The organism is Burkholderia stagnalis (genome assembly GCF_039848545.1).
GTDB classification, from domain to species: domain Bacteria; phylum Pseudomonadota; class Gammaproteobacteria; order Burkholderiales; family Burkholderiaceae; genus Burkholderia; species Burkholderia stagnalis.
Genome location: NZ_CP156685.1, coordinates 2918031 through 2936369 on the forward strand (window position 1 = coordinate 2918031; position 18339 = coordinate 2936369).

The 18339-nt window shown below is 71.9% G+C and carries 11 protein-coding genes; 5 read left to right on the forward strand and 6 right to left on the reverse strand.

Annotated features, from left to right (window positions below):
- Positions 1 to 39: 39 nt before the first annotated feature.
- From arfB to recC, 4 genes are read right to left on the reverse strand one after another with little or no spacing between them, the layout of a single operon-like run.
- Positions 40 to 444, reverse strand: a complete 405-nt coding sequence (gene arfB, locus ABFO07_RS13500; protein ID WP_059564819.1) for an alternative ribosome rescue aminoacyl-tRNA hydrolase ArfB — start codon at positions 442 to 444, stop codon at positions 40 to 42.
- Complete coding sequence (locus tag ABFO07_RS13505; RefSeq protein WP_347467607.1) at positions 441 to 2642, reverse strand: AAA family ATPase; 2202 nt, start codon at positions 2640 to 2642, stop codon at positions 441 to 443. Before ABFO07_RS13505 ends, arfB begins: the two co-directional genes overlap by 4 nt.
- The gene (gene recB / locus ABFO07_RS13510) at positions 2639 to 6349 is read right to left on the reverse strand and encodes an exodeoxyribonuclease V subunit beta (RefSeq protein WP_347467608.1); all 3711 of its coding nucleotides are present in this window, start codon (positions 6347 to 6349) and stop codon (positions 2639 to 2641) included. The genes ABFO07_RS13505 and recB overlap by 4 nt, the downstream gene beginning before the upstream one ends.
- Positions 6346 to 9684 (reverse strand): exodeoxyribonuclease V subunit gamma, encoded by a 3339-nt coding sequence (gene recC / locus ABFO07_RS13515; RefSeq protein ID WP_059802976.1) that lies wholly within the window; start codon positions 9682 to 9684, stop codon positions 6346 to 6348. Before recC ends, recB begins: the two co-directional genes overlap by 4 nt.
- 183 nt (positions 9685 to 9867) lie before the next feature.
- Here recC and ABFO07_RS13520 point away from each other — a divergent pair, with 183 nt between their 5' ends.
- Together ABFO07_RS13520 and ABFO07_RS13525 are read left to right on the forward strand one after the other, a co-directional pair.
- Positions 9868 to 12174 (forward strand): FUSC family protein, encoded by a 2307-nt coding sequence (locus tag ABFO07_RS13520; RefSeq protein WP_059882788.1) that lies wholly within the window; start codon positions 9868 to 9870, stop codon positions 12172 to 12174.
- A gap of 249 nt (positions 12175 to 12423) precedes the next feature.
- Positions 12424 to 13791 (forward strand): amino acid permease, encoded by a 1368-nt coding sequence (locus ABFO07_RS13525; protein ID WP_059564815.1) that lies wholly within the window; start codon positions 12424 to 12426, stop codon positions 13789 to 13791.
- A 118-nt stretch (positions 13792 to 13909) separates the two neighbouring features.
- Here ABFO07_RS13525 and ABFO07_RS13530 read toward each other — a convergent pair whose 3' ends face one another.
- On the reverse strand, positions 13910 to 14074 hold the full coding sequence (locus ABFO07_RS13530) for a hypothetical protein (RefSeq protein ID WP_017332866.1): 165 nt from the start codon (positions 14072 to 14074) through the stop codon (positions 13910 to 13912).
- 253 nt (positions 14075 to 14327) lie between these two features.
- Between ABFO07_RS13530 and ABFO07_RS13535 the strand changes: the two genes are divergently transcribed.
- From ABFO07_RS13535 to ABFO07_RS13545, 3 genes are read left to right on the forward strand one after another with little or no spacing between them, the layout of a single operon-like run.
- Positions 14328 to 15371, forward strand: coding sequence for a Fe(3+) ABC transporter substrate-binding protein (locus ABFO07_RS13535; protein WP_059564814.1), 1044 nt, complete (start codon positions 14328 to 14330; stop codon positions 15369 to 15371).
- Positions 15361 to 17040, forward strand: a complete 1680-nt coding sequence (locus ABFO07_RS13540) for an ABC transporter permease (protein WP_059882791.1) — start codon at positions 15361 to 15363, stop codon at positions 17038 to 17040. The genes ABFO07_RS13535 and ABFO07_RS13540 overlap by 11 nt, the downstream gene beginning before the upstream one ends.
- Before the next feature lie 4 nt (positions 17041 to 17044).
- A complete protein-coding gene (locus ABFO07_RS13545) occupies positions 17045 to 17818 on the forward strand; it encodes an ABC transporter ATP-binding protein (RefSeq protein ID WP_059564812.1) in 774 nt (257 codons plus the stop codon).
- A gap of 30 nt (positions 17819 to 17848) precedes the next feature.
- On the opposite strand, the gene ABFO07_RS13550 is transcribed toward ABFO07_RS13545, so the two are convergent.
- Positions 17849 to 18319 carry an Lrp/AsnC family transcriptional regulator gene (locus ABFO07_RS13550; protein WP_059564811.1) on the reverse strand — a complete coding sequence of 157 codons (471 nt, stop codon included), beginning with the start codon at positions 18317 to 18319 and terminating at the stop codon, positions 17849 to 17851.
- Positions 18320 to 18339 lie beyond the last annotated feature (20 nt).

An 18339-nucleotide genomic window follows, 5' to 3' on the forward strand; every position in this document is an offset into this window, starting at 1 on the left:
TGGCGACGGCGTCGCGCCGCCCGCCTCAATCCACAAGACTCAATCCACGATCTTCCCGCGCCCGGATTTCACGTCGCTGCGGCGAGCCTTGTGCTCGAGCCGCCGCTCCTTCGAGGCCCGCGTCGGGCGCGTCGCGATGCGCGCGCGCGGCGTGACCGCCACGCCGCGGATCAGCGCGTCGAGCCGCGCGAGCGCGGCTTCGCGGTTGCGCTCCTGCGTGCGATGCTCCTGCGACTTGATCACGACCACGCCGTCGCGCGTGATGCGCTGGTCCGACAGCGCGAGCAGGCGCTCCTTGAGCAGCGGCGGCAGCGACGACGCGCGGATGTCGAAGCGCAGGTGAATCGCGCTCGACACCTTGTTGACGTTCTGCCCGCCTGCCCCCTGCGCGCGCACCGCGGTCCATTCGATCTCGGCCGGATCGAGCGTGTAGCGGATCGTCATCGCGACACCTCCGCACGGCGCCGCGCGAGCGCTTCGTCGATGCGCGCCGACAGGCCCGAATCGCGCTGCGTGCGCGTCGCGATCGCCTGCGCGAGCACGCGGCGGCCCCCGATCACCTGCACGCGCGTGCGCGCCCGCGTCACCGCGGTGTAGACCAGCTCGCGCGTCAGCACACGGCCGAACGTCGCCGGCAGCACGAGCGCGGCCTCGTCGAACTCCGAGCCCTGCGACTTGTGGACGGTCAGCGCGAACGCCGTCTCGTGCGGCGGCAGCGCCGCCGGCGACACCGCGCGCGCCGTGCCGTCCGCGCGCCTGAACCACACGCGCAGCGCCCCCTGCGCGTCGGGCAGCGCGATGCCGATGTCGCCGTTGAACAGCCCGAGCGCGTAATCGTTGCGCGTCACCATCACGGGCCGCCCGGTGAACCAGTGCGCGCCGACCGCGAGCGGCACGTGCGCGGCACGACGCACGTGCGCCGCGACGAGCGCATTGACGTGCTCGGCGCCGCGCGACCCGCCGCGCGTCGCGCACAGGATCCGGAACCGGTTGAGCGCATCGAACAGCGGCAACGGGTCCGGCGCGGGGGCCGCGAGCGCGCCGCGCAATGCATCCAGGTAGGCCGAGAAACGCTGCGCGAGGCGCTCGATGGTCGACGTGGCAAGCATGTCGCCGGCATCTTCGTGGAACGACGCGGCGGCCGCGTCGCTCGCCGGCAGCGCGTCGAGCGCGTCCTGCACCGCGCCGCGGCGAATCGCCAGCGACAGGCGGCCGATCGGCGAGTCGAGCCCGAAGCGGTAATTGCGCTCGAGCCATACGACGCAGTCCGCGAGCGGCGCGGGCGACGGGCGGTTCTCGGCTACGGCAACCGTCTCGGCTGTCGCGGCGACAAGCGGCACGGCATCGAGTGGCGGCAGCGCCACCGCGTCGAGCCACTGCAGCTCGTCGGCCTCGATCCACGCGGGCGCTTCGTCCGCGTCGCCGGCCGGCTCATCGATCGTGACGGCCGCTTCCACCGGCGGTTCGTCGTCGAACAGCGACGCCTGCCGGGTGTCGATCTTCGCCGGGGCGACGGGCTGGCGCACGGGCTCGACCGCGGCAGGTACGGCAGCCGCTGCCGGCGCGACGTCGTCCGGCACCGGCAGCGCCGCGACGAAGGCCGCTTCGTCGATGCCGAGCGCCTCGGCGATGCGCGCGCGGGCCGCCGCGCTGAACGACGGCCGCGCGCTCAATTCGGCGAACACCGCGCCCGCCTCGACCGCCGCGAGCTGGTCCTTGTCGCCGAGCAGCACGAGCCGCGCGCCCGGCGCGAGCGCGTCGAGCAGATGCGCGGCCAGCGCGACGTCGATCATCGATGCCTCGTCGACGACGATCAGGTCGTACGGCAACGGGTTGTCGCGATGATGGCGGAAGCCTGCCGCCCCACCGCCGCCGAGCAGGCGGTGCAGCGTGTACGACGTGTTCGGCAGCCGCGCGGCGAGCTCGGGCGGCAGCTCACCGGCGCGTGCGTGCAGCGCTTCCTGCATCCGCTGCGCCGCCTTGCCGGTCGGCGCGGCCAGCGCGACGCGCAGATCCGGATGCGCGTCGAGCAGGCAAGCGAGCACGCCGACGACCGTGGTCGTCTTGCCGGTGCCGGGGCCGCCGCTGACGATCGTCACGCGGCCCGTCAACGCGACGATCGCCGCGACGCGCTGCCAGTCGACGTCACCGGCCGCCGGGCCGAAGTAGCGTGCGAGGCGCTCGCGCAGCACGTCGGGCGCCAGCGCGTCGGCGGCGGCGCCTTCGCCCGCTTGCGCGACCAGCGCTTCGGCGAGCCGCCGCTCGTAGTCGAAATAGCGCGAGAGGTAGAGACGGTCGTGACGGTCGACGATCAGCGGCCGCTCGTCGCCACGCGCGAGCGCGCCGAACGCGGCGATGCCGCTCGCCGCGAGCGCCGCGCGCACGTCGGCGAGCGGTTCGTCGTAACGCTGCGCGAGCGCGCCGAGCGCCACGCACACATGGCCGCCGGCGGTCGCCCGGCTCGCCGCGAACGCGGCCCGCGCCGCCCAGCGCGACGCCGCGGCCGGCGCGCCGGCGCGGCGTGCGAGTTCGCCGATCCGGCGTGCGAAACCTTCCGCGAGCGCGATGCCAAAATCCGCGGGCTCGGGCAGCCGCGCGACGAGGCCGCCGGTGAATTCGAGCAGATCGTCGGGCGCGCTCATGCGCGGCCTCCGTCCATCAGCAGGTCGAGCGCGTCGACGAGCTCGCGGGCCGGCCGCCGCGCATGCACGCCGGCCGGCTCGCCGCCGCTGCACCAGCCTGGCCGCACGCCGCGCACGAACAGGTACAGGTAGCCCGCGATGTGCGTGTCGTAGTCGTAGTCGCGCAGCCGGCCGCGCAGGTAACGATGCAGCGCAACCGTGTAGAGCAGCGCCTGCAGGTGATACGCGTGATCGGCCATCGCCGCGTCGAGTGCGCGCGGGCCGTAGGCGTCCGGCGTATTGCCGAGATGGTTCGACTTCCAGTCGACGATCCAGAACCGGCCGTCATGTTCGACGATCATGTCGATGAAACCCTTGATGAAACCGGCGAGCACGCCCGCCTCCAGTGCGACGTCCGGATAGCCGTGCGCGATCAGCAGCCGGCGCAGCGCGGCAAGCTCCAGCGACGGCGCCGGAAACAGGAAGCCCATTTCGTTCAGCCGCTTCGCGGGATCGAGATCGGCGAGCCGCATGCCCGGCACCAGCTCCGTGCGCACGACGTCGTCGACGAGCCGCGCCATCATCGCCGGAAGCCGCTGGCCCAGCTCGGGCTCCGCCTCGACCGGCCGGTCGTGCAGCGCGCCGAGCGCGGCCCCGTGCCACGACGCCGGGTCGGTGAAATCGCTCAGTTCGAACAGGCGGTGCAGGCATTCGCCGGCCGCCGCGCCGCGCGGAAACACGAGGATGTCGTCGTCGGGCGGCGCGAGCGCCGGCGGCGTGTCGTCCTGGTCGCCGTCCGGCGCGAGTTCGGCCAGCGCGTCATGGTCGGGCCGCAGCTCGTCGTCCGGCACGGCCGCGACGCCCGCCTCCTCGCGCGCCGCCGATGCGGTCAGCGAACTGAAGCTCGCGATCCGCCACGCATCCCGCAGCAGGCGCGACGCGTGGCGCGCCGCCAGCGCCTGCGATGCGTCGTGCCCGGTGGCCAGCCGCTCGCGGCGCGCGGGCGCCGGCAACGGCGCGACGCTCACCGGGCCGCCCGCGAGCGCGCGCCATGCGTGGTCGAGCGCGGCCTCGTCGGGCGGCTCGTCGAGCCACGCGTCGAACGACTGGCCGCCGCCGGCCACGAGCCAGTTCAGCACGCTGCGCCGCGATTCGCGCGTCGAGCGCGACGACAGGTACGGCCCCGCGACGAGGTAGCAGCGATAGACCGCGCGCGTCAGCGCCACGTAGACGAGCCGCGCGCGTTCCGCCGCCTGCTCGCGCAGCGCCTGCCGCGCCGCATGCTCGGCGGCCTCGTCGTCGCAGCCGTAGTGCAGCACCGCGTCGCCCGCCTCGTCGTGATACTCGCGCGCGTCGGGCAGCGCGGACGCGAACGGCTCGCGCAGCGCGCCGTCGTTCAGGAACGGGCAGAACACGATCGCGTATTCGAGGCCCTTCGATTTGTGCACGGTCACGATCTGCACGAGGTTGCGATCGGATTCGAGGCGCAGCTGCGCCTCCTCGCCGCCGCCGTCGAGCCGCTGCGCGGCGAGCCAGCGCAGCGTGGGCGCGATGCCCGGCTGCGCGGACGCGCGCGCCTGCGTGAGCTCGGCGAGATGGTTCACGTCCGTCACGCGGCGCTCGCCGTCGGCGCCCGCCATCAGCCGCTCGGCGATCCGCAGCTCGCGCGTGAACGTGCGCCACATCACCGCGAAGCCGCGTTCGCGCCATAGCAGGCGATAGCGCGAGAAGCGCTCGACCCAGCTCATCGCGTCGGCGCCGTCGGCGTCCTGCACCGCCGCGCCGCGCGCATCGCCGTCACCCTGCTCCATGCGCCACAGCGCGCCGGCGTCGAGACCGAACCAGTCCGACGCGAGCGCCGCGCGCAGGCGCCGCAGGTCGCCCGGCGCGTCGATCGCCGCCAGCACGCGTTCGAGCTGCTCGGCATCGCCGGTCGAGAACACCGACGCCTGCGCGAGCTCGACGCTGCCGATGCCCCAGGTCGCCAGCACGCGCTTCACGAGGCTGCCCTGCTTGTGCGTCTGCACGAGCACCGCGATGTCGCCCGGCGACAGCGGCGTGTCGCCGAGCCGCACGCGACCGTCGCGCGCGCCCTGCATCAGCCGCGCGATCTCCGCCGCGCAGGCCTGCGCGGCGTGCGCCTGCGCATCGCGCTTGAGCCACACGTCGTCGCCGCCCGGCAGCGTCCAGATCCGGAAGTCGCCCGCCGGGCCGGTATCCGTCTCGTCGGCGAGCGGCGCGCGCGTGCGGGTGCCGGCCCGCACCGGGTAGTAGTCGAGGCCGTCGAGCACGAACGCGCGCGGGTTCGACATGAAGAAGCGGTTGCACGCATCGACCACCGCCGGCGTCGAGCGCTGGTTGACCGCGAGCGTGTAGCACGCGCTCGCCCGCGCGCGCGCCGCCAGGTACGTATGCAGATCCGCCGCGCGGAAGCTGTAGATCGCCTGCTTCGGATCGCCGACGAGGAACAGCGGCCCGCCCGGCGCGAAGATCCGGTCGAAGATCGCGAACTGCAGCGGGTCGGTATCCTGGAATTCGTCGATCAGCGCGGCCGGATAGCGTGCGCGCAGCGTCTGCGCGAGCCATGGATGCGTGTGCAGCGCGTCGTACAGGTTCGCGAGCAGATCGTCGAACGACACGACGCGCCGCGTGCGCTTGCGCTCGGCCAGCGCGCGCGGCGCTTCGTCGAGCCACACGGCGACGAGCGCGAGCCAGCGCGCGCGCTGCGCGGCCTCGGCGGCGGCCACCGCGGCGTCGAGCGCATCCGCGACGTCGAAGAACGGATGGTCGGGCGTCGCGCCGCCCTTCTTGGTCGCCTTGACGAGCGCTGCGCGCGTGAGCCGCAGCGCGGCCTTGGGCAACCCGGCCGTCGCGTCGGCATGCGCGAAATGCGCGGCCCACGCGTCGAGCGCATCGGCGACCGCCTCCGGTTTGTGCGAGCGCTGGTTGAGCGCCGGCTGCGCGGCGCGCAGCAATGCGTCGATCGCGTCGCGCTCGGCCGCCCAGATCCGCGCCGCCTCCGCGAAGCATTCGGCCGCGGCCGCCTCCACCGCTTCGTCGGGCTCGTCCACGCCATCCCAGCGCAACGCGGCGAGCGGCTTCTTCAGCCGGCGCGCGAGCTGCGCGTCGAGCGCGGCCGGGCCCGCACCCGATTCGACGAGCCACGCGGCGAAGCCCGGCCAGCGCGCCGCGGTCGGCTCGACGCGGGTGCGCCAGAAATCCGCCGCCAGTTCGAAGCGCAATGCCGCGTCGTCGGCCTGCATCTCGAACGCGAACGGCATCGCGGCGGCGAACGGCGCCTCCTGCAGCGCGCGCTGGCAGAACGCGTGGATCGTGTGGATCGCCGCCTGGTCGAACGCGCGCAGCGCGCGCCGGATCCGCTTCGCGGCCGTCTGCGGATCGAGCACGCCGCCGTCGCCGAGCGTCGTGTCGACGAGGCGCGTGATGAACGGATCGCCGCCGTCGTCGCCGGTGTCGAGCGCATGGGCGAGCTGCGCGAGCCGGCCGCGGATGCGTTCGTGCAGTTCCGCGGTCGCGGCCTTCGTGAAGGTCACGACGAGAATCTGGTCCGCGCCGAGATCCTTTTCGAGCAGCAGCCGCACGTAAAGCGCGCAGATGTTCCAGGTCTTGCCGGTGCCCGCCGACGCCTCGATCTGGTTGACGCCGTCGAGCGGGCACGCGAACACGTCGAGCTCGAGCGACGCCTGCGGATGCGATGCGCCGCTCATGCGAGCTCCTTCAGATGTTCGACGAGCGGCTCGAACACGAGCCGCGCGAGCGCGCCGAACGGCTCGTCCAGCGACGGGTTCGCGCCGCGCCACGCAATCGCGAGCGCGGGGTCGTCGGCTTCGCTCACGACCCGGTCATTGATCCAGACGCTCGCCGCCTTCGCTTCGCTTTCGTTGACCCACGCCCACGCGCTGCGCGGGAAGAATCGCAGCGGCATGCGCCGGCCCGCGCGGAACAGCGCGGCGAGCGGCGCAAGACGCGCGAGCGGCGCCGCGACCGGCGTCAGCTCGAACGCGCCGCCGCTGCCGAACCACAGCGTGCGGCGCGGCCCGTCCGGCACCGCCGCGCAGTAGGCGAGATGCGCGAGCCACGCGGACAGGTAATCGCGCGCGCTCGGCCGCGCATAGCGATAGATCACCTGCCCCGCGCCCGTCAGCCGGTTCAGCGTGCCGTGCAGCACGAGCGGCTCGGCCACCGCGTCGCGCGACAGCGCGGCGTCGTCAGGCCCGAACCACGCGTGCTCCGCTGCGGGCCACGCCGGCGCGACCTCGATCGAAAACGGCCGGCGCTCGGCGCCGTCGGCAAGCGCGCCCCGCACGTTCGCGGCCAGTTGCGCCAGCGAACCGAGCGCCTGGTCGCGCCACACGGCGCCGGTCGCGCCGCCCGGCAGTTCCGGGCTCGCGTCCGCGATGCGCAGCGCGTGATCCTGCACGCGCGCATCGCCCGATTCGATCAGCAGCGGCAGCACGCGCCCGGCCAGCGCGTCGCTGCCCGCGAAGTCGAGCGCGAACGGCTCGGTGTCGAGCAGCTCGGCCTGCGCGTCCGCCAGCACGATGCCGAGGCGCTCGCGCAGCAGCGCGCGCGCCGGGTGGCGCCAGAACCGCTCGAAGTCGGTGAACGCGACGGGCTCGACGGGCTCGGCCGGCAACGGCTGCGCGAAGAACGCCGCGCCGCGCGCGCCGTCGCGGGACGCATCGGCGCTCAGCAGCGTCGCGAGCGACGCCCGTTCCGCGTCGTACGAAAAGAGCGGCCCCGCCGGCTGGAAATACGCGGCCGCGAACGGCTGCAGCGGATGCTCGACGATGAACCCGCGGCGCGCGGCGTCGACCGCATCCGGCGCGGCGTCAGGGCCGGCGGCAACCAGCGCGAGATGGTCGAGCAATTCGTCGACGAGCGCGGCGGGCGGCAGCGGCGCGTTGTCGCGGATGCTGCGCCCCGTATACGCGATCATCAGCCGGTCGCGCGCGGCGAGCACGAGGTCGAGGAACAGGTTGCGCTCGTCGTCGCGCCGCTGCCGGTCGCCGAGTTTCGGCAGCACCGCCATCAGGTCGAATTCGTCCGCGCGCGCGAGGCTCGGCAGCACGCCGTCGTCCATGCCGAGCAGGCACACGACCCGGTACGGCAGCCCGCGCAGGCTCGTGAGCGACGAGAACGTCACGCCGCCCCACGGCACGCCGCCGCGGGCCGGATCGTCGAGCGCGGCGGTCAGCCCCGCGCGCACGACGGCAGCCGGCAGCACCTGCTCGGGCGCGCCCTCCGTCATCGCGGCCAGCATCGCGTCGAGCGCGTCGCGCACGCCCGACAGCGCGTCCGCATACGCGGCGCCGGAATCGAAAAAGCGTGCGAGCGTATCGGCGAACAGTTCGCTCCACGCGCGTGGCGTGTGCGGCTCCGACACCCGCCGCGCAAACCCGTCGAGATCGTCGGTGAAGCGCGCGAGCCGGCCGAGCAGTTCGGCTTCGCTGCCCGTGGCCGCCTCGACCGGCAGCCACGCGCCGACCGGCGCGGCGCCGTCCGGCATCGCATAGCCGAGAAACAGGCGGGCCAGCGCATCCGAGAACGTGTGGCGCGGCGACGGCACCCGCGCGTCGTCGCTCGGCTGCGGCGCGAGCCCGCGCCGCGCGCCGGCGGCCGCGAGCCAGGTCTGCACCGTCTCGAGCGCGGCCGCGTCGATGCCGTAGCGCGCGGCCACCGCGTCGACGCGTAGCCACTCGATCAGCTCGGGCGCGCCAACCTGCCGTTCGGGCAGCGCGAGCCAGTCGAGCAGCACGCGCGCGACCGGATTCGCCTGCGACGGCGGCAGGCCGGAGACCCGGTAAGGAATGCGCGCACTGCCGGTGCCGGCCGTGCCGAACACCGCGTCGATCAGCGGCCCCGCCGCGGCGAGGTCGGCCACCGCGACGAGCACGTCGGACGGCCGCAGGCTCGCGTCGGCGTCGAACCACGCGAGCAGGCGGTCGTGCAGCACCTCGAGCTGGCGCGCGAGACTGTGGCAGACATGCACCTCGATGCCGTGTTCCGCCGGCGGCTCGCCGAGCGCCGCTTCGGGCTGCAGGTCGAGGATCGCGTTCTGGATGCGCGCGAGCCAGGTGGGCGCGGGATTCTCCGCATAGCGCGTCGCGTCGCTCGACGCCGCGCTTTCGGTCAGCTCGTGCAGCATGTGCAGTTGCGCCTGCGTCTGGCGGCCCCATTCGGCGAGCAGCGGGTGCCCGACTTCCTGATAGTCGCGCTGCCCCGCCGCGTCGAGCGCCTCGGCGCGCGCGGCGGTGACGATGTCGAACCAGAATTCGCGGCACGGGTTGAGCGCGTAGATGCGCACGTCGATCCAGCGCGACAGCTCGCGCAGCAGCGCGACGTGCAGCGGCGGCATGGTCGGCAGCGCGAACACGCTGACCGACTCCGGCCAGTCCGCGCGCGCGACCGTGTCGAGGTCGAGATGGCGCGCCTCGCCGAGGAAGCGGTGCGCGGGCGGCGTGCCGCTGTCGCTCAGCTCCGCGAGCAGCGCGCGCCACAGCGCCGCCTGCCAGCGCTCGTCGTCGCGCGCGGCGTCGTCGGCCGCGCGCGGCGCGCCGTCGCCCGCGAGCACCGATTCGCCGGCCTGCCATGCGGCGAGCCACTCCGGGCGATAGGTCAGGTAATGATCGAGGACCGTCGCGATCCGGTGCGCGAGCTCGTAGCGCATCGCATCGTCGGACGCGGCGAGATACGCGGCGAGCCGCGGCGACGCGCGCCACGGCGCGTCGCCCGCCGCTTCGGCGAGCAGCCGGTAGCAGCGCCAGACGAGGCGGTCGGGCGCGAACGGCGAACGCGCCGGCACCGTCAGCACGCGGCCGATCTGCGCCCACAGCCACTGCGCGAGATAGGTGAACTCGACGTTCGCGCACACGCCGTGGCGCTCGGCGATGTCGAGCTCGAGCCGGCGGCGCAGCGCCGCGCTCGGCACGATGATCTGCTGCTGCGCCCACGGCCCGTTGCGGGCCGGGAATGCGGCGAGATCGTCGAGCAGCGCGTCGGCGAGTGTTTCGTGGCGGTTCGAATAGAAGAGATGGAGCATGAAGCAGGCGTCGGAGCGTCGCGCCGGACGGGCCGGGCGATCGAAAGCACCAAGCATAGCAAAGGGCCGCCGCCGCGGGCATCCGTCGAACGGCCAGGGTCTTGAGCAGCGCGAAATACGATAGACTCGTCGCCAGTCCGGACGCCCCCCCCCTGGCGTCGCCGTCAGCCATACCGCTTATCGATGCGCTATTCCGTCGAAATCAGAAAGTTTCTTTACAGCCAGTATTTTTTCGGCGGCCTGCGGATCGCGGTCGGCGTGTCGCTGCCGGCCGTGCTGTGCCTGATCGTGTTCAACAACCGCGAGCTCGGCTTCACGATCGCGACGGGCGCGCTCGGCGCGTGCGTGGTCGACATGCCGGGCCCGCTCAAGTACAAGCACAACGAAATGCTCGCGTGCAGCGTGATCGGCTTTCTCGCCGCGCTCGCCACCGGGCTCGCGACGCCGAACATCTTCGCGCTGTGGCTGACGATCGTGCCGCTCACGTTCGTGCTGTCGCTGATCGTCGTCTACGGCAACCGCTGGCCGCAAATCAGCTTCGCGACGCTGTTCATGATGGTGATGACGCTCGAGGAGAAGCTCACGCCGCTGCAGGCGTTCGTGAACGCGGGCTGGATTCTCGCGGGCGGCCTCTGGTACACGTACTGGGCCACCGTCGTGTCGCAGTGGCAGGCGCGCCGGATCGAGCAGCAGGCGCTCGCCGAGAGCCTGTTCGCGTGCGCCGACTACCTGCTCGCGCGCGCGGCGTTCTACGACCTCGACGCCGATCTCGACGAGTGCTACCGCAACCTGGTCGCCAAACAGATCACCGCGGTCGAGACGCAGGAAACCGCGCGCGACATCGTGCTGCGCAACCTGCCGAAGCTGCGGCGCGGCAAGCTCGATCCGGGCCGCGTGGCGATGTACAACCTGTTCATCAACAGCGTCGACCTGCACGAGCTGTTCGTCGGCGCGCACACCGACTACCCGCTCGTGCGCAACACGTTCGGCGGGTCGGACCTGATCATCTTCTACCGCGACCTGATCCGCAAGGCCGCCGCCGATCTCGAGGAGATCGGCCTCGCGGTGCTCGAGAACCGCACGCCGCATTCGCGCATCAGCGTGAAGGCCGAGCTGCGCGCGATCGAGTACGAGATCGAGCTGATGCGCAAGAAGAACTTCCCGGCCACCAACGCGGAAGCGTATGCGGCCGTGCTCTCGACGTTCCGGCGCATCTGGAGCGCGACGCGCCTCATCGAGCGGATGCGCCGCAACCTGTCGGGCAGCGCCGATCCGCAGCAGACCGAACTGAAGATCGACAAGGCGCTCACGCGCTTCCTGCAGCGCCGCAGCGTGTCGCCGATGCTGGTCTTCTCGAACCTGAACATGCGCTCGCCGAGCTTCCGCCATGCGCTGCGCGTGACGATCGCGGTCGCGGTCGGCTTCTGGGTCGGGCGGCTGCTGCCGCTCACCAACGCGTACTGGATCGTGATGACCACCATCATCATCCTGAAGCCCGGCTATTCGCTGACCAAGCAGCGCAACGCGGCACGTATCGTCGGCACGCTGATCGGCTGCGCGGCGAGCGTCGCGCTGATCTATACGGTCAAGGATACGCACCTGCTGATCGCGATCATGTTCGGCTCGATGGTGATGAGCTACAGCCTGCTGCTGTTCAACTACGCGGCGAGCGTCGTGTTCACGTCCGCGTACGTGCTGCTGATGTTCCACCTGCTCGCGCCCGGCAACATGGCAATCATCGGCGAGCGCGCGATCGACACCGTGGTCGGCTGCATGATCGCGATCGCCGCGAGCCGGCTGTTCCCGTACTGGGAATACCGGCTGATGGGCAAGCAGGTCGCCGACATGCTGACGGCCACCCGCAAGTACTTCCAGGCCGCGTGGCGCGCCGGGCGCGGCACGCGCGCGCCGGTCGTGCCGGAAGCCGACGGCGCGGCCGTCGTGCCGGTGATCGCCGCGGCGGTCGAGGCGCCGTCCGGCAGCCTCGACGACGATTACCAGTACCGTCTCGCGCGCAAGAACGTGCACATCGCGTTCGCGAACCTCGGCCAGGCGTTCCAGCGGATGATGATCGAGCCGAAGGCGCACCAGCGCTTCGTGCCCGAGCTGAACGACCTGCTCGTGCAGACCCACGTGCTCGGTGCGCAGATCACGGCGGCCGCGCCGCTGATCCGCAACGCGTGCGCGCCCGACGGCGGCCCCACCGAGGCCGCTGCCGTCCACGGCGGCGCGCTGCAGCGCGGTCTCGCCGCCGTGCTCGAGAACCTCGAGCGGGCCGAAGCCGGCGAGCCGCCGCCCGCGCACCAGCTCGAAGCGAGCAAGCAGATCACGCGCGACCTCGACGCGATGGTCGTCGCCGCCGAACGCTCCGACGCGGTCGGCGCCGAACTCACGCACGACCTGAAGGTGCTCGCGCACCAGTGCAAGCAGATGCTCGCGTCGTCGCTGCTGATCCGCAAGGATGCCAGCGTCATTCGCCTGCCTGCCTGACGTTTCCAGCCGCGGGCCGGCCCGCGGCGTCTCCGGATCAATCGAAGCCCCACGCATGACCTGCCCGCCTCGCGCGACCCGCGCGCACGCCTCGCGCCATTCCGTCCGGCGCGCCAGTCAGGGAATACCCGATTCCAGCCACCGGGCCCGGCTTGTTATCATTCGTTCACATTTAAGTTGTATATACAACTTTCCGTACCGGGCCGCCCCGCTCGCCCGGTACGTCGCACAAAACATCTCGGAGACTCGATGAAGAACTTGCAGCGCCACCTGAGCGCGCGGCACATCCGCTTTCTCGCACTGGGCTCGGCGATCGGCACCGGCCTGTTCTACGGCTCGGCGTCCGCGATCCAGCTCGCGGGCCCGGCGGTGATCCTGGCGTACATCCTCGGCGGCGCGGCCGTCTACATGGTGATGCGCGCGCTCGGCGAAATGGCCGTGCGCGAGCCGGTCGCCGGCTCGTTCGGCCATTACGCGACCGAGAACCTCGGCCCGTTCGCAGGCTTCGTCACCGGCTGGACCTACACGCTCGAGATGGTGATCGTCGCGATCGCGGACATCACCGCGTTCGGCATCTACATGGGCTTCTGGTTTCCGGGCGTGCCGCAGTGGATCTGGGTGCTCGCGGTCGTGACGATCATCTGCGGGCTCAACCTGTGTCACGTGAAGGTGTTCGGCGAGCTCGAGTTCTGGCTGTCGATCATCAAGGTCGGCGCGATCGTCGCGATGATCGGCGGCGGCGTCGCGCTGCTGCTGACCGGCATGCATCTCGGCCACGCGGCCGATGCGCCGTCGTTCGCGAACCTGTGGAACCACGGCGGCTTCCTGCCGAACGGCATCGGCGGGCTGGTCGCGTCGCTGTCGGTCGTGATCTTCGCGTATGGCGGCATCGAGGTGATCGGGATGAGCGCCGGCGAGGCGAAGGACCCGGAGCGCGTGATCCCGCGCGCGATCAACGCGGTGCCGGCGCGCATCCTGCTGTTCTACGTGCTGACGATGGTCGTGCTGATGTCGATCAGCCCGTGGACGGGCGTGGGCAGCAACGGCAGCCCGTTCGTGCAGATCTTCTCGGCGCTCGGCGTGAAATCGGCCGCGACGATCCTGAACGTCGTCGTGATCAGCGCGGCGATCTCGGCGATCAACAGCGACATCTTCGGCGCGGGCCGCATGATGTTCGGGATGGCGCAGCAGGGCCAGGCGCCGCGCGTGCTGACCGCGACGTCGCGGCACGGGGTGCCGTGGGTCACCGTGCTCGTGATGGCCGGCGCGCTGCTGTTCGGCGTGCTGCTCAACTACCTGATGCCGAAGGACGTGTTCCTGATGGTCGCGGCGATCGCGACGTTCGCGACGGTGTGGGTGTGGCTGATGATCCTGCTGTCGCAGGTCGCGATGCGGCGCCGCCTGTCGGCCGCGGAAGTCGCCGCGCTGAAGTTCAGGGTGCCGCTGTGGCCGGTCGCGCCGGCGCTGACGATCGCGTTCATGGGCTTCGTGATCGCGATGCTCGGCTGGTTCGAGGACACCCGCATCGCGCTGTACGTCGGCGCCGCCTGGATGGTGCTGCTCGCGGCGGTGTTCTTCCTCCGGATCCGCCCGAAATTCGCGCCTGCGTCACGTTGACGCATGCACGCGGCGCGCCGGCTCCGGCGCCCGCGTGTTTGCCGGCCTCGCCCTTCCTGCCGGTTCCCGATCCCTTTCCCGGCCGTGCGACGGGCAGCTCGCCCGCCGCCGCGCCCCATCAGTGCGCCGCCGACGCGCTCGAAGCCACCGCCGGATGCGCCTCGTCGTACGCGCGCTTCTGCGAGACCGCGTTGTAGAGGATCGTGCCGATCACGAGCGCGACGGCCACGACGATCAGGATGCTCACGTTGCGTACAGGATTCTTCTTGCGCTGATCGTTCATGCTCGGGCCCGCTCCGTCAAATTCATCGAAGCGGGCATTCTACGCGCTTGCGCGCAGGTTGCCGCCGCGCCCCGCCACATTTCCCCGCCCCCGCCGCGCGGCCTTTCCCGGGCCTGACGCAAGCTTTCATTTGATAATCATTCCCATTCCGATCTAGAATCCGGAGTCTTTCATTCTGTAAAGTTCCGGGTCATTCGAGCGGCAGGCGCGGCCCGGCACACCTTCTTCGTCCACCTGCCTCACCGGAGCTCCCATGTCGCATCCGCGCACCCGCCTGCTGCCGCTCGTCGGCGCCCTCGCCGTCGCCGCGGCCGCCTTCGCGCCGCTCGCCCACGCGGCCGAGGAAGTCAGCCTGTACACCACCCGCGAGCCGAAGCTGATCCAGCCGCTGATCGACGCGTTCACGAAGCAGAACGGCATCAAGGTCAACACCGTGTTCGTGAAGGACGGCCTGCTCGAGCGCGTGAAGGCGGAAGGCGGCCAGTCGCCGGCCGACGTGCTGATGACGGTCGACATCGGCAACCTGCTCGACCTGGTCGACGGCGGCGTCACCCAGCCGGTCCGCTCGAAGGCGCTCGACGACGCGATTCCCGCCAACCTGCGCGGCGCGCAGGGCGACTGGTACGCGCTGTCGCTGCGCGACCGCGTGCTGTACGTCGAGAAAGACCTGAAGGTCGACGCGTTCCGCTACGAAGACCTCGCCGATCCGAAGTGGAAGGGCAAGGTGTGCATCCGCTCCGGCCAGCATCCGTACAACACCGCGCTGGTCGCGTCGATGATCGCGCACGACGGCGAAGCCGCGACCGAGAAATGGCTGCGCGGCGTGAAGGCGAACCTCGCGCGCAAGGCGACGGGCGGCGACCGCGACGTCGCGCGCGACATCCTCGGCGGGATCTGCGACGTCGGGCTCGCGAACGCGTACTACGTCGGCCATATGAAGAACGCGGAACCGGGCACCGACGCGCGCAAGTGGGGCGACGCGATCAAGGTCGTGCGGCCGACCTTCGCGAACGCGAAAAGCGGCGGCACGCACGTGAACATCAGCGGCGCGGCGGTCGCGAAGCACGCGCCGCACAAGGCCAACGCGGTCAAGCTGCTCGAATACCTCGTGTCGCCGGACGCGCAGACGCTGTACGCGCAGGCGAACTACGAGTATCCGGTGCGCGCGAACGTGAAGCTGGACCCGGTCGTCGCGAGCTTCGGCCCGCTGAAGGTCGACCCGCTGCCGCTCGTGGAGATCGCGAAATACCGCAAGCAGGCGAGCCAGCTCGTCGACAAGGTCGGCTTTGACAACTGATGCATCGTTCGCGCCCGCCCGCCGCCCGCGGCGGGCGCCGCGCCTGAAGGGCGGCGTGTGGCTCGCCGCGGCGCTCGCGATCGCCGCGGTGGTCGCGGCGCCGCTTGCCGTGCTCGTCGGCGCTGCCTTCGGTGCCGACCTCGCGCACTGGCGGCATCTCGCCGAATTCGTGCTGCCGCAGGCGCTCGCGAACACGCTGCTGCTGCTCGCAGGCGTCGGCGCGATCGTCACGATCGTCGGCACCGGCAGCGCGTGGCTCGTCACCGCGTACGACTTCCCGGGGCGCCGCGCGCTGACCTGGGCGCTGCTGCTGCCGCTCGCGGTGCCGACCTACATCGTCGCGTTCGCGTATCTCGACCTGCTGCATCCGATCGGCCCCGTGCAGGGCGCGATCCGCTGGCTGCTCGGCTTCGACAGCCCGCGGCAGTTCCGCCTGCCCGACCTGCGCTCGCTGCCCGGCGCGATCTTCGTGCTCGGCTTCGTGCTGTACCCGTATGTTTACCTGAGCACCCGCGCGATGTTCGTCACGCAGTCCGCGAGCCTGCTCGAAGCCGCGCGCACGCTCGGCGCGGGGCGCATCGCAACGTTCTGGCGGGTCGTCGTGCCGCTCGCGCGGCCGGCGATCGCGGTCGGCGTCAGCCTCGCGCTGCTCGAGACGCTGAACGACATCGGCGCATCGGAATTTCTCGGCGTGCAGACGCTGACCGTGTCGGTCTACACCACCTGGATCACCCGCTCCGACCTCGCCGGCGCCGCGCAGATCGCGCTGGCGATGCTCGCGATCGTCGTCGGCATGATCGTGCTCGAGCGCTACGGGCGCCGCCGCCAGCGCTATGCGCACGGCCGGCGCATGCGCCCGATCGCGCCGCGCCGGCTGCGCGGGCCGGCCGCGTGGAGCGCTGCGGCGCTCGGCTGGCTGCCGGTGCTGCTCGGCTTCGGCGCGCCGGCCGCGTATCTCGCGGTCGAAACCGGCAAGCGGCTGCATCTCGTCGGCGGCGTGTCCGCGCAGTTGCTGACGGGGCTCGTCAACACGCTGACGGTCGCGGGCGCCGCCACCGCGGCGACGCTCGCATGCGGGCTGGTCATCGCCTGGGCCGCGCGCGCGCAGCGCGACAGCGCCGGCGCGGGCCCCGCGCGCGTTTGCGCGCGGATCGCGAGCCTCGGCTACGCGGTGCCGGGCACCGTGCTCGCGATCGGCCTGCTGATCCCGCTCGCGGCCGCCGACCGCGTGATCGGCGCGGCGCTCGGCCGCGACGGGCTGATCCTGATGGGCTCCGCGGCCGCGCTCGTGGTCGCGTACACGGTGCGCTTCCTCGCGATCTCGGCCGGCAGCATCGAGGCCGGCCTCGCGCGCATCCCGCCGTCGCTCGAGCAGGCGGCCCGCTCGCTCGGCGAAACCGCCGGCGGCACGCTGCGGCGCGTGCACCTGCCGCTGCTGCGGCCCGCGCTGACGACGAGCGCGCTGCTGGTGTTCGTCGACGCGATGAAGGAATTGCCGGCGACGCTGCTGCTGCGCCCGCTGAACTTCGACACGCTCGCGACCTGGCTGTACGCGGAGGCCGCGCGCGGCACCTACGAGGAAGGCGCGGTCGCCGCGCTCGCGATCGTGCTCGCCGGGCTCGTGCCCGTGATCCTGCTCGCCCGCACCCGCCACAAGATCGGAACCTGACACCGTGAACCTGCTCGAACTCGACGCCCTCACCCTCGCCTACGACACCCCTCAGGGCCGCCGCACGGTGGTCGACGGGCTCAGCCTCGCGCTGCCCCGCGGCGACATCGGCTGCCTGCTCGGCGCGTCCGGCTGCGGCAAGACGACCGTGCTGCGCGCGATCGCCGGCTTCGAGCCGGTGCGCGCGGGCCGCATCGTGCTGGACGGCGCGAGCGTCGCGTCGCCGTCGGTCGACGTGCCGCCCGAGCGGCGGCGCATCGGCATGATGTTCCAGGATTACGCGCTGTTCCCGCACCTGAGCGCCGCAGACAACGTCGCATTCGGCCTGCGGCGGCGGCCGGCGGCCGAACGGCGCGCGCGCGTCGCCGAGATGCTCGCGCTGGTCGGCCTCGCGGACGCCGCCGGCGCGTATCCGCACGAGCTGTCCGGCGGCCAGCAGCAGCGCGTCGCGCTCGCCCGCGCGCTCGCGCCGTCGCCGGAACTGCTGCTGCTCGACGAGCCGTTCTCGAACCTCGACGTCGATACGCGCGAGCGGCTCGCGTTCGAGCTGCGCGACATCCTGAAGCGCACCGGCCACACGGCGATCCTCGTCACGCACAACCAGGCGGAAGCGTTCGCGATCGCCGACCGCATCGGCGTGATGCAGCACGGGCGGCTCGCGCAATGGGATACGCCGTACGCGCTGCACCACGCGCCGGCCAGCGCATTCGTCGCCGACTTCGTGCGCCGCGACGCGCTCGCCGACGAACGCGCCCGCGCACTCGCGCGCGGCCGCTGACCGCGACGGCGGCGCGCGTCGAACCGGCGCCTACGCCGGCTCGGCGACGTCGCGCACGGGCAGCGCGGTCGAATACTTGATCTGCTCCATCGCGAACGACGAGCTGACGTCGAACAGCGGCACCGCGCGGATCAGCTGCTTGTAGACGCGATCGTAGTCGTCGATGCCCGCGACCACGACGCGCAGCAGGTAATCGGTCTCGCCGCTCATCCGGTAGACCTCGACGACTTCGGGCATGTCGCGCACGGCCTCCGTGAAGCGCAGCGCCCACTCCTCGGTGTGCTGGTTGGTGCGCACGGCGACGAACACCGTCGTGCCGACGCCCAGCTTGCGCGGATCGCACAGCGCGACCTGCGCGCGAATCGCGCCCGTTTCCTTGAGCCGCTGCACGCGCTTCCAGCACGGCGTCTGCGACAGGTTCACGCGTTGCGCGAGCTCCGCAATCGGCAGCGTGGCATCCGCTTGCAACAGCTCCAGCAGCTTGCGATCGATGGCATCCATTTCCCCAGCCCTTTGTCGAT